12 protein-coding genes and 1 pseudogene are annotated in these 11,854 nt (G+C 72.3%); 9 read left to right on the forward strand and 4 right to left on the reverse strand.

The features are described 5' to 3' along the window. Nucleotides 1–182, reverse strand: a pseudogene (locus tag BJ968_RS00005) (NADP-dependent oxidoreductase); the annotation flags it as partial. An 87-nt stretch (nucleotides 183–269) separates the two neighbouring features. Then, complete coding sequence (locus BJ968_RS00010) at nucleotides 270–1,124, reverse strand: MmyB family transcriptional regulator (protein WP_179748111.1); 855 nt, start codon at nucleotides 1,122–1,124, stop codon at nucleotides 270–272. A 308-nt stretch (nucleotides 1,125–1,432) separates the two neighbouring features. On the opposite strand from BJ968_RS00010, the gene BJ968_RS00015 reads away from it, so the two are divergent. From BJ968_RS00015 to BJ968_RS00030, 4 genes are all read left to right on the forward strand, one after another. Further along, the gene (locus BJ968_RS00015; protein WP_179748113.1) at nucleotides 1,433–2,365 is read left to right on the forward strand and encodes an NADP-dependent oxidoreductase; all 933 of its coding nucleotides are present in this window, start codon (nucleotides 1,433–1,435) and stop codon (nucleotides 2,363–2,365) included. 210 nt (nucleotides 2,366–2,575) lie between these two features. Then, entirely contained in the window at nucleotides 2,576–3,565 is a 990-nt protein-coding gene (locus BJ968_RS00020) for an NmrA/HSCARG family protein (RefSeq protein ID WP_179748115.1), read from the forward strand. Nucleotides 3,566–3,643: 78 nt separating this feature from the next. Continuing rightward, a complete protein-coding gene (locus tag BJ968_RS00025) occupies nucleotides 3,644–5,041 on the forward strand; it encodes an FAD-binding oxidoreductase (protein ID WP_179748117.1) in 1,398 nt (465 codons plus the stop codon). 83 nt (nucleotides 5,042–5,124) lie between these two features. Continuing rightward, entirely contained in the window at nucleotides 5,125–5,580 is a 456-nt protein-coding gene (locus BJ968_RS00030) for a nitroreductase family deazaflavin-dependent oxidoreductase (RefSeq protein ID WP_179748118.1), read from the forward strand. Between the two features lie 741 nt (nucleotides 5,581–6,321). On the opposite strand, the gene BJ968_RS00035 is transcribed toward BJ968_RS00030, so the two are convergent. Further along, nucleotides 6,322–6,525, reverse strand: a complete 204-nt coding sequence (locus tag BJ968_RS00035) for a hypothetical protein (RefSeq protein ID WP_179748120.1) — start codon at nucleotides 6,523–6,525, stop codon at nucleotides 6,322–6,324. Nucleotides 6,526–6,917: 392 nt separating this feature from the next. On the opposite strand from BJ968_RS00035, the gene BJ968_RS00040 reads away from it, so the two are divergent. Next, nucleotides 6,918–8,141 carry an LGFP repeat-containing protein gene (locus BJ968_RS00040; protein ID WP_179748122.1) on the forward strand — a complete coding sequence of 408 codons (1,224 nt, stop codon included), beginning with the start codon at nucleotides 6,918–6,920 and terminating at the stop codon, nucleotides 8,139–8,141. A 511-nt stretch (nucleotides 8,142–8,652) separates the two neighbouring features. After that, nucleotides 8,653–9,141: an SRPBCC family protein gene (locus tag BJ968_RS00045; protein WP_218884638.1), complete on the forward strand. Its 489-nt coding sequence runs from the start codon at nucleotides 8,653–8,655 to the stop codon at nucleotides 9,139–9,141. A gap of 107 nt (nucleotides 9,142–9,248) precedes the next feature. Here BJ968_RS00045 and BJ968_RS00050 read toward each other — a convergent pair whose 3' ends face one another. Further along, complete coding sequence (locus tag BJ968_RS00050; protein WP_179748124.1) at nucleotides 9,249–9,656, reverse strand: hypothetical protein; 408 nt, start codon at nucleotides 9,654–9,656, stop codon at nucleotides 9,249–9,251. 234 nt (nucleotides 9,657–9,890) lie between these two features. On the opposite strand from BJ968_RS00050, the gene BJ968_RS26140 reads away from it, so the two are divergent. The 3 genes from BJ968_RS26140 to BJ968_RS00060 are packed head-to-tail and all read left to right on the forward strand — an operon-like array spanning nucleotide 9,891 to nucleotide 11,736. Next, nucleotides 9,891–10,013: a hypothetical protein gene (locus BJ968_RS26140; protein WP_343077719.1), complete on the forward strand. Its 123-nt coding sequence runs from the start codon at nucleotides 9,891–9,893 to the stop codon at nucleotides 10,011–10,013. A 44-nt stretch (nucleotides 10,014–10,057) separates the two neighbouring features. Beyond that, entirely contained in the window at nucleotides 10,058–11,050 is a 993-nt protein-coding gene (locus tag BJ968_RS00055; RefSeq protein WP_179748126.1) for a nucleoside hydrolase, read from the forward strand. Then, a complete protein-coding gene (locus BJ968_RS00060) occupies nucleotides 11,047–11,736 on the forward strand; it encodes a tyrosine-protein phosphatase (RefSeq protein ID WP_179748128.1) in 690 nt (229 codons plus the stop codon). Before BJ968_RS00055 ends, BJ968_RS00060 begins: the two co-directional genes overlap by 4 nt. The last annotated feature ends 118 nt before the right edge of the window (nucleotides 11,737–11,854 follow it).

Here is an 11,854-nt window from a genome sequence, read left to right on the forward strand (position 1 = left end):
TGCGGCAACCGCAGAGGGAGCGAACCCTGCAGGCGGCCGGCGCGCAGAGCGGCGTCGATGCCGTTGAAGGACGTGGCGGTCACCTGGATCCGCACCTGGCCGGCGCCGGGCGTGGGTCGTTCCACGTCTTCGCAGCGCAGCACCTCGGGTCCGCCGAAGTCGTGGTAGCGCACTGCCTTCATCGCTGGACCTGCCCTCGTGGGTGACGTGCTGCGCGGACGTGCTCGGCAGTCTGGGAAGCGTCACCAACGTCGCAGGTCCTGCGGCGCTCAGCCTGGGCCGGGTTGGCCCACCCTGATGACCGCCGGCCCCTGGGCCGCCCCGACCACCTCCGCCAGCCGGGTCTCATCGCGCGAGCGCGGCGCCGCGGTCAGCATGACCGCCGCCAGGTCGTCACCGGGGATCGCGATGAGGTTGCCGACGAGGGTGACCGAGTCCCCGTCGGACTGGGTGATCGTCGCGCTGCTCTCGTAGGCCTGCACCGGCCGAGGCGCCCGCCACAGCGTGTCGAACCGGCGGCTGCGGCTGCGCAGGTCGTCCACCATCGCGGCCAGGGAGGTGTCGGCGGGGTAGCGCAGCAGTGAACTCCTCAGCTGGGTCACGAGGACCGCCTCGTGGTCGTCGGCGTCGCTCTCGGACTGCTGGAAGGCTTCGAACGGGTCGCAGAAAGCGCGCCAGGCCACGTTCCACTGCCAGCGGTCCCCGGTGAGGTTCCAGTGCTCCAGCGCCAGGAACGCGCTGTTGAGGGCCACGACGTTCATGGCGGCGTCGGAGACGATCATCGGGGTGTCGGCGAAGCGCTCCAGCAGCCGGGTGGCCCCCGGGCCGAGCTCGGTGGGGACCTGCCCGTCGGCGGCGGCGTAGCCGGCCAGCGCGCTGAGCCGCTCGTAGTCGGCCCTCCCCACCCGCAGCGCCCGGGCGATGGCGTTGACCACACCGGCCGAGGGGTGGGCGCGACCCTGTTCCAGGCGGCGGACGTAGTCCGCGGACATCCCCGCGAGGTCGCCGAGCTCTTCGCGCCGCAGCCCGCGCACGCGTCGTCCACCCGGTGGGAGCCCGGCCGCTGCGGGATCTGCGCTCTCTCGCAACTGACGCACCGCCGCGCCGAACGCGTGCTGTTCCACGGCGCAAGTATGCCTGTCTTCCGCAGGCGCACCAGGGCCATCGGCAGAATTCTCGACGGCGTCCGAGGTCCCGTGGTGCGGTCGCTGCCGCAGGCGTGGCCGGTGCCCCGCACATCGCACCTCGACCCCGCGTCGTCCCGTGACGACCCGCTCAGCCCGAGGCGGTCGTCCTGCGGTCGTCAAGGTGGGCCAATCCGGCCCAGGTTCAGCGCTGCGGGAGCTGCCACTGTCGTTGACGGCGCTCGATCCACGGTCACCCCTCGGGTCAGCGTCGTCCCCACTCGCCCCTCACGAAAGCAGGCTCAGCGATGAAGGCAATGCGCTTCCACGAAGTCGGCGGCCCCGAAGTCCTCCACTACGAGGACGTCGACGTCCCCACCCCCGGCCCCGGTCAGGTCCGGGTCCGGGTGGCAGCCTCGGCGTTCAACGCCGCCGACAACGGCATGCGCGCGGGTTTCCTGCCCATCCCCGTCGTGCTGCCCCACGTCCCCGGCTACGACGTCTCCGGCACCGTCGACGCCCTGGGCGACAACGTCGAGGACCTCGCCGTCGGCGACCCGGTCATCGGGTTCCTGCCCATGGAACGCGACGGTGGCGCGGCACAGTACGTCCTCGCGCCCGCCGACGCGCTGGTCCCCGCCCCCACCACCATCCCCCTGCCCGACGCCGCGGCCCTGCCCTCGGTGGCGCTGACCGCCTGGCAGGCCCTCTTCGACGACGGCAAGCTGACCGCTGGTCAGCGGGTGCTCGTCAACGGCGCCGGGGGTGTCGTCGGCAAGTACGCCACCGCCCTGGCCAAGCGAGCCGGCGTCCACGTCGTGGCCACCGCCAGCCCCCGCAGCGCCGAAGCCGTCCGCGCCGCCGGCGCCGACGAGGTCGTCGACCACACCACCACCGACCTGCTCGACGCCGTCACCGAGCAGGTGGACGTGCTGCTCAACCTCGCCCCCGTAGACCCCGAGCGGTTCGCCGCGCTCGTGGCCCTGGTCCGCGACGGCGGCAAGGTCGTCAGCACCACCGCCTTCATGGCCACCCCCAGCGACGAGGCCCGCGGCGTCACCGCCGCCACCGTCTTCGTCCTGCCCCACCGCGAGCGCCTGGCCGAACTGGTCTCCCTGGTCGACAGCGGTGCCCTGCACGTCGAGGTGACCCGCCGCATCCCGCTGACCGACCTGCCCGCCCTGCACGCCGAAGCCACCGCCGGGCGCATCCCCGGCAAGGTCGTCGTCCTGCCCGAGTGAAGCCCGCGCCTGCCCCGGCGAGGTGCCCGGCACCGAGCCGGGCAGCCGGCCGCGTCGGGCGAGCGAGCTGCAGTCGCACCGGGTCGGCGACCCCGGCCCCCTGCGGGTCGAGCACACCGGCTCCTGCCCGCCGGTCCCCCGCGCACCGCAGGACCAGCGCAACCCCCGCACCGAACCCCTCACACCGAACCCCTCACTTGGAGAGCACTCATGCCCGACCAGCGACTCATCACCGTGATCGGCGCCACCGGAACCCAGGGCGGCGCGGTCGCGCGCGCCCTGCTGGCCGACGGCACCTTCGCCGTCCGCGCGGTGACCCGCGACGCCACCTCCGCGAAGGCGCAGGCACTGACCGAGCTCGGCGCCGAGGTGGTGGAGGCGAGCCTGAACGACCAGGACAGCCTGTACAAGGCCTTCGACGGCGCCCACGGCGCGTTCCTGGTCACCCCCTTCTGGGAGCACCGATCCCCCGCCCGGGAGCTGGCCGAGGTGCGCAACCTCATCGGCGCGGCCCAGGCCGCGCAGCTGCAGCACGTGGTGTGGTCCACGCTGGAGGACACCCGCCAGGCCATCCCCGCCGACGACGAGCGGATGCCCTTCATCCGCGAGGAGCAGGGCCAGACCCAGGACCAGGACCACGCGGGTGGGCGGGTCGAGGAGTACCGGGTGCCGCACTTCGACGTCAAGGGCGGAGCCGCCGACGCCCTCTTCGCCGCCTCCGGCCTGCCGGTGACCTACCTGCTGATGTCGTTCTACTGGGACCAGCTGCTCGGGGACCTGAAACCCCAGCGCGACGACGACGGGACCCTGGCCCTGCACCTGCCCGTCGGGGACGCGCCGGTCGCCGGCATCGCCTCCGACGACATCGGCCAGGTGGTGCTGCACGTGCTGCAGCGGCCCGGGGCGAGCACCGGCGTCACCGTCCCCGCCGTCAGCGACATCCTCACCGGTGAGCAGATGGCCGCGGCGTTCACCGCCGTGCTGGGTGAACCGGTGGCCTACCGGCCGCTGACCCCCGCGCAGTTCCGCGGCTTCGGGTTCCCGGGGGCGGAGGAACTGGGCAACATGTTCCAGTACTACGCCGACTTCCCCGACGCCTACAACGGGCGCCGTGACCTGGAGCTCGCGCACACCGTCAACCCCCACTGGTCGAACCTGACCGGCTTCCTCACCGCCCACCGCGACCAGCTCGCGCTCTGAACCCAGCCCGCACCTCAGGCACCGCACACCCGCCGCGCCCCCGCCGTGCGCGCCCCACCCGCTCCCGCAGGAGTCGCCATGAGCACCACCGCTTCAGCCACCCTCACCACGGGCCCTGCCGCCGGCCTCGCTCCCTTCGCCCCACCGGGCAGCGCCGAGTACGCCGAGGCCACCGCGGCCTACCAGCTCGCCGCCGCGGTCGAACCGGTCGCAGCCTTCACCGCCCGCACGGTCCAGGACGTCGTCCACGCCGTCACGACCGCCCGCCGCGCCGGGCTGCCGCTGCAGGTCAGCACCACCGGCCACGCCATCGGCCGCACCGGATCGCCCACCGGACCGCTGGACGGCGCACTGCTGCTGCGCCCGCTCATCGACGCGCCCGTGCGCGTCGACCCGCACCAGCGCACCGCCCGCGTCCCGGCCGGCAAGACGTGGGGGGAGGTCCTGCCGCAGGTGGTGCCCCACGGGCTGACCGTCCTGCACGGTTCCTCCCCCACCGTCGGGGTCATCGGCTACCTGCTGGGCGGCGGGATCAGCTTCTACGGCCGCCGCTTCGGCCTGGCCGCCAACTCCGTGCGCTCGCTGACCCTCGTCCTGGCCGACGGACAGGTCGTCACGGCCAGCGCCACCCAGCGCCCGGAACTGTTCTGGGCCCTGCGCGGTGGCGGCGGCGGGTTCGGCGTCGTCGTGGAAGCCGAGATCGACCTCGTGCCCGTGCACGCCGTCGTCACCGGCACGGCCGTCTGGGACGCTGCCGACGCCGCCCGTCTGGCCCCGTTGTGGCAGGAGTGGGCGCGCACCGCCCCACCGCAGATCACCACCAGCCTGCGCATGCTCTCCCTGCCCCCGCTGCCGAGCCTGCCCCCGGCGCTGGCCGGCCGGCGCGTGCTGGCCCTGGACGGGGCGGCCACCGCCACGACCGCAGCCGACCTACCCGCTGCCCGGCGGATCGTCGAGGACATGCTCGCCCCGCTGAGCGCCGTGGCGCAGCCACGGCTGAACACCTGGGCCCCGGCCCCGCCGCAGGCGCTGCCCGCGGTGCACATGGACCCTCCGGGGCCGGTGGCCTTCTCCTCCGACACCGCCCTGGTCGGCGAACTGGACGAGGCGGGCTGGGCCGCGCTGCTCGGTGCCGCACCGAGCCTGCTCGCCCTCGAACTGCGTCAGCTCGGCGGCGCCCTGGGAACCCCGGTGCCAGGGGGCGGAGCGCTGGACCACTTCAGCGCCCCCTTGCAGTACTACGCCGTCGGCCTGGCCGACCCCGACACCGCAGCCGCCACCGCCACGGACCTGCGGGCTGCCCGGTCGGCCCTGCGGCCGTACCTGACCGGGTTGACGGCGCCGAACTTCGTCGACTCCTCCCAGCAGCCGCAACGCAGCTACGACGCGGCCACCCGCGCCCGCGTCGAGCGGATCCGGCTCGAGGTCGACCGCGACGGCCTCTTCGCCCGGGACGTTTCGCCGGTCCGCGACTGAGCTCGGGTTGCGACGGACGCGGTCACGACGAACACAACAACGACGAACACAGCGACGACGACACCTTAGGAGCAGAGACGGCCATGACCGTTCCCAGCGACATCGACCAGCGGACCATCGCCGAGTTCCGCGCCAACGGCGGCCGAGTCGGCGGACCCTTCACCGGGGCGCCGATGGTCCTGGTCCACCACACCGGCCGCAAGAGCGGCCAGGAGTTCGTGACCCCGATGATGTACCTGCCCGCGGACGACGAGGGAACCGAGGGGGACGAGGGCGGCGCCGTCTACGTCTTCGCCTCCAACGGGGGCGCAGCGGCCAACCCGAACTGGTACCACAACCTCATGGCCTCAGGTAGCGCCCGCATCGAGAAGGGCACGGAAACCTTCCCGGTGTCCGTGCGTGAGCTGACCGGGGGCGAACGCGATGCGGTGTACGCCGAGCAGGTTCACCGCTTCCCCGGCTTCGCGACCTACGAACAGCAGACGCGAGGTATCCGCACCATCCCCGTGCTGGAACTGACGCGGACCACTGCTCCCTGAGGAGACCGCGGTGCAGGCGCCGCAGCGATCAGCGCCTGCCGGTGAGCGTCGGGAACCGGCGTGGTTCTCCCCCGACGCGGTGACGAGGAGGCAGTGGTGGAGGGCACCGACTCGTCAGGGAGAGGAACCGTGACCCCGCGGTCGCCGTCCTCTTCAACAGGGGGGCGTGCGACCCGACTAACGCACTGGTTCGGGGAGTGCGACACCGTGCGTTCGAGAGCCGCAGGCGGTGGGCGCAGCCGGGAGGCACTGCGGGTTGCTCGCGATGGGCGCGAAGACCCCCGACTCCAGACCGCCGCCCCTCCACGCCGGGAGCCCGTCGACAGGTGGTCTGCGCGCCGCCTGCTCCGGCAGGGCGCCTCACCACGTCACCTGCGTCGGTACCGCGCGGTGGCCCGGGGAGGTCACGCGCCGCACTCCTCCGTGCGGCCGGTCCGGTGTCCAGCTGATACCACGCGCTGTCCGGCGACGCTCGAGGTGGGCAGACGTCCGGCTCGGGACGTACCTCCGAGCACGTCGCCGGTCGCGACGACGTCGAACTCGAGTTTCAGCCGCATCGGCTGGGTGACCGACTGCCGCCACTGCACGCGCTGGCCCACGGCGCCGGCCGGTGTACGCGGATGCCCTGCAGGCGACGGTCCCCGACCGTCCGACCGCTCCGCACGACAGGACACCGGCGGTGTCGCGGATCGAAGGGGTCATCGTCGTGAACGACGTGCGGTAGCGGACAACCCACCTGCATCAGCGGAGGAAAACCCCGACCAGCGTCAGACGCCACCGCGCCTGCAGTGCATCAGCAGGGCCACCGAATCCGCGATCAACGCCGCTGTTGACCGAACCAGCCTCATCAGGTGTCTCCGTACCGATCAACAACGCGTCGGTGACGTCGACGGTGGCGACACAGACGCAGCGGTGGTCTTCTGAGAGCCGGCGCAGCCACTGCACATTGCGCCCGGCATCATCGACATCGCTCCCGCGGTCGAAGACTCGATCGCCCGTCGCTGCCTACCCGTCCAATCTGCGACACAACAAGCCAAGGCTGGAAGCCCTCGTCCGGATCCCCCTCCCACCATCCCAGCGCTAGCCCAGTGATCTCTCCCTCGGCGCAGCCGCGCCTGCGTACACTGATCGTTTCTCACGACTTGCGATGACCCCTACAGCTTGAGGCAGACGTGCGCGGGCGAAGCATCGACGCCAAGCGCAACGCTCAGCGCCGGGTGAAGAGGCAGCGGTGCACGACGAGCAGTCAAGCCCTCCAGTGGAGCATCTGGCGAGTTCCCACCCTGAAATCTTTACCTGTGTCTAGGCTGTGATCGACCATCGATCATGGAGGAGCCGTGAGCCACACCCCCGGTCACCGACGCCCCCGGCGCCCCGACCGCTACGCCCCTCAGCGCGACTTTCAGCACGCCCCCCAGCAGGACGACCAGCCCTCGCACCGCCAGGCCAGCTGGCGCCAGGCGCTCGCGGCGGCCGGCCTCAGCGTGCTGACGACCCTTGGTCTCATGGCCGCCTGCCCCGCCCCCACGGCCAGCGCCGCCTCAAGCGCGGTCGTCGAAGGGGCCATCGGTGCCCGCTACAGCAGTCTCGGCGGCCCGGGGAGCTTCCTGGGTCAGCCGCGGACCCCGGAGGTGCCCACCCCCACTCGCCCCGGCGCTTACGTCGTCTTCGACGCCGGTTCCATCTACTGGTCCCCGGCCACCGGGGCGTGGGACGTGCACGGCGCCATCCGCGATGAGTGGCAGCGCACCGGCTGGGAAGCCGGCCCGCTGGGCTTCCCCACCTCGGGGGAGGTTCGCACACCCAACGGCCGCGGCGCCTACACCGTCTTCGAGCGCGGCTCGATCTACTGGTCGCCAACCACCGGCGCCCACGAAGTGCACGGCGACATCCGCGCCGCCTACGCCTGGGCCGGGTGGGAGAACGGCTACCTGGGCTTCCCCCGCACTGGCGAAGTCCCCACCCCGGCAGGTGATGGGGCCTACACCGTCTTCGAGGGCGGCTCCATCTACTGGAGTCCCTGGGTCGGTGGCGCGCACGTCCTACGCGGTGCCATCCGCGACGCCTGGGCCAGCATCGGGTGGGAGAACAGCCCCTTGGGCTACCCCACCTCCAGCGAGTTCAACATCCGCGGCGGCAAACGCGCCAACTTCGAGCGCGGCTTCATCGAGTGGTCACCGGCCACCGGTGCCCGCATCAACCGCACCCTGGCCGACCCCAGCATCAGCGGCTGCGACTTCCCCCGTGGCCCGGTCACCATCGAGCACGCCGCCGACTGCGTCATCCGAGCCTGGGACGCTGAACGCTTCGACATCATGCGCGAATACGCCACCAACGCCGCCACCATCGAAGCCAGCCAGTGGGGCGGTCCCTTCGAGGGACGACGCACCTTCGAAGGGTGTGAACACAACGTGCCGTACCCCATCACCCAGACCAGCACCGGCATCGAATGCACGTACTACTTCGACGACCCCGCATGGATCCACGGGTACGCCATCGTGCTGGGCATCGAGGACTACGGATACGGCCCGATCGTCTCCGACGTTGAAAGCATCGGCTGACCATCGGCGCGCTACTTCTAGTAGGCCTGCTTGGAAAAGTTCAGCACCCGACAGATCACCGCGATGGGTATCCCATCGGCGGCGAGGTCACGGACCAGCGGTGGCGGCACCTGCCGCCTGCGGGGGGAGATCACTTCGGGAGGACGTCGTGGGCGAAGTACGCCGTTGCTCGGCGCAGGACTTCGTTCTCTGCTCCAGCTGCTGAGCTCGGCACCGCAGTTCCCGGTTCTCCGCCTCAAGGTCGGCGCCGGCGGCCGGAGCGCTCCTGGCGGCTGGCTGGCCGTCGAGCTGCTTGGCGACTCACGGCCAGCGGTTCAAGCGGAACTCAGAGATCCCGAAGCTGCGGGCGATCTTCGGCGTGATTGCCCGCCTTGGCGAGCCACGGCGACGACGTCGCGACCACATCCACCTGGGTAAGGCTTCTTCACGATGGTCATCCTCCCAGCGAGGACCATGATCCTCCCAGGTCAGGACTCAACCAAAGCGAGGGGGCAGACCCTAGGCTGCCGACGTGGCTGTGGTGATCGAGGTGGTGACCGACACCGCCACTGCCCCCGCGGTGGTCTTCGACCTCGAACTCGACGTCGAAGTCCACGCCGCCTCCTTGAGCAGCAGCGACGAACGCGCCACCACCGGTAAAGGCCGGCGCTACCTGCAACCCGGTGACGAGGTCACCTCTCACGCCCGGCACTTCGGCCTGCCGTGGCGCATGACCAGCCGCATCACCCCCCACGACCCCCCACCGCTTCGTCGACGAGCAGACCCGCGGCCCTTTCGCAGCTTGCACCACGAGCACTTCTTCGACGCCCTCCCCGACGAGGCGAGCCGCAGCGGCACCACGGGCACCCGGATGACCGATCGCCTGAGCATCACCGCCCCCGCCGACCCGTTGGGCGCTGTCGTCGCACGTCTGGTGCTGGCACCTCACCTCTGGCGCTTGCTGCGACGACGCGCAGCGCACGTCAAGAAGCTCGCCGAATCCGCCAGCCGAAGACGCTGACGTACGCCGCCACTCGCGGTCGAGGCCCCTGCGGGCGACGTCGCAGTCATGGCGCGGGCCGCGTGCTCCGCGATCTCGCAGTCTCACCGATGCCTGCGCTGTCGGCCTCAGTCGAGATCCAGGGTGTCCGGCGACACCGGCTCCCGTCCTTCAGCAGCGAGCCGAGCGCGTAGGCGAGTCCTCGTCATCTTCGCTCGGTGCATCCGCTCGCGCGCGCGCCGTCGGTCACCGTCAAGGGCCGCCGGAAGCTCCCGGAGCTGGGCGGAGTCGATCAGCAGCATCACGCGGCAGGCGTACTCAGCGGCCACGAGCGGGACGTAGTCGTCCGCCGTGAGGACCGCATTCCCCCCGCTCCGCAGGGCGCCGTCGACCCGATCCTCGAACTTCGTGCCGTCGAGCACCTTCCACGCGATGCGGTGGCGCCCGGGACCCTCGGAGTGCATGAGCTCCACGGAGAGGAGGTCGGTGTCGTCTTCCCTGCCGAACGCTACGAAGTACGGGCCTGCAGCCGCCATCAGGAGCCTCCCTCGCTCGCCATGGGTGGTGGGACGCGCAGAGTGTCACGAGGAGCCGACAGCGGCTGCGGGCGGATCGACCTGGTCGCCCTGCTCGGCGCTGCGGCAGGCGGCCGAGGCGGTCTTCGCCGGTCACGTGCAGGGATCCGACTCAACCACGGCCACTGCGGTACGCACCCACCCCGGGGCCGGTCTCGTGGACCGGGGAAGCCGGCAGTTGCCGCTGGTCCGCCGGTGGCCACCGCGTCGACGTCCCCCCGCCTGCGCCTCGTCCACCGGAACACCCTCGGACCGGTGACGCGCCCCGCGCGCCAGGACGACCTGCGGGGCGTCCGCCGCCGCGACGTCGTCCCGTGACACCACGGAGGCGTCGACCCTGCCGCGTTGCCTACGATCTCGGGGTGAGTGAGACCCCCGAACGCCGCCAGGTCATCGTCGACACCGACACCGGCCTCGACGACGCCCTGGCCCTGCTGCACCTGGCCGGGTCGCCGCGCGCCGACATCGCCGCCGTCACGACCGTCTACGGCAACTGCCACGTCGAGGACTCGCTGCGCAACGCCGCCCACGTCCTGCGGCTGGCCGGGCTCGGGGACGTCCCGCTGTCCAAGGGCGCCGCGGGGCCGCTGCAGGGTGAGGCGCACATCGCCGGCTACGTCCACGGCCACGACGGGCTCGGCGACCTCGGCTTCGACCGGCCCGACCCCGCGACCACGCAGCGCACGGCGGCGCAGCAGATCGTGGCCCTGGCCGACGAGGCGCCCGGTCGCTACGACGTCCTCGCGCTGGGGCCGCTGACCAACCTCGCCCTCGCCCTGCGCGAGGACCCCGAACTCCTCTTCAAGGTGCGCAGCGTCACCATCATGGGTGGGTCCGGGCCGTACCAGCCGCTCGGCCGCTCGCTGATGATCGACGCGAACATCCAGAACGACGGCGACGCCGCGCACGCCCTCTTCAGCGCCGCCCGTCCCGCCGACGACACCGTCACGATGGTCGGGGTGGACGTCACCGGGACGGTCGTCCTCGACGAGGCGATGACCTCCTCGCTGCGCCACTCCGGGACGGCGTGGGGGACCTTCGCTGCGGACGTGCTCGACGCCTACTACCGCTTCTACGTCCACGAGTGGGGCCGTCGGGTCGCACCGGTCCACGACCCGCTGGCCGCCGCGGTCCTCGTCCACCCCGAGCTCGTCACCCGGCGCGTGAGCGCTCCGGCCGCCGTCACCAGCAACGGCTTCGCCACCCGGGCCCGCCTCCTCGAACTCCCCGACGGGACACCACCCGCCCTGCCCCGGGAGATCGCCCTCGCCCCGGCCACGGCGGTCACCGACGTCGATCGCGAGGCGTTCCTCGCCGAGTTCGTCGGCGGTCTCGCCGCCGGGACGGCCCGGTGACCGAGCAGATCGCCAACCTGCGCGACGTCGCCCACGCCGACGAGCGTCTGCGCCCGGACGTGCTGTGGCGCAGCGCCCAGCCGCTCGCGGGGGACGGCGCCCCCCGCGAGGTGACGACCTGGCCGCCGGCCACGGTGGTCGACCTGCGCTCGGCGGCCGAGATCCCGGCCGGCCCGCACCCGCTGCCGGGGGCCAACGTCCACAACGTCGTCCTGCTCGACCACGCCGGGGACCCCAACGCGAACGCCCAGCGCCGCCGCCCCCTCGTCGAGGTGTACCTGTCGATGCTCGAACCCGGCACCGGCCTGGTGCGTGCCGTGGGCCTCGTCGCCTCCGAACCGGGGCCGGTCCTGGTGCACTGCGCCGCGGGCAAGGACCGCACCGGGCTGGTGGTCGCGCTGGTGCTGCGGCTGCTCGACGTCCCCCGCGAGGCCGTGCTGGCCGACTTCGCCTTGACCACCGACGCCATGCCCGAGGTCGTGCGGCGGCTGTTGGCCAGTTCCCCGCTGCCCGAGGGCGCCGACCTCTCGACGCTTCCGAAGGAGTACTTCACGGCCCCGGTGGAGGCGCTGGAGGCGATCCTCGACGTGTGGGACGCGCACGAGGGCGGGACGTCGGGCTGGGCCCTGTCCCACGGCGCTGCGCCGGACCTGGCCGACCGGCTGCGGGCCAGGCTGCTGGTCTGACGATCCCCGGACGTGCTGCGGCCGGCGGAGCGCCCACGCAGCCCGGCCGGTCGCCGTGCGCGGTCGTGCCCACCGCCGACGGCCCGTGTCGGGACCGTCTGCCCGGCTCCACCCGTGT

Source organism: Kineococcus aurantiacus (assembly GCF_013409345.1).
Classification (GTDB): Bacteria; Actinomycetota; Actinomycetes; order Actinomycetales; family Kineococcaceae; genus Kineococcus; species Kineococcus aurantiacus.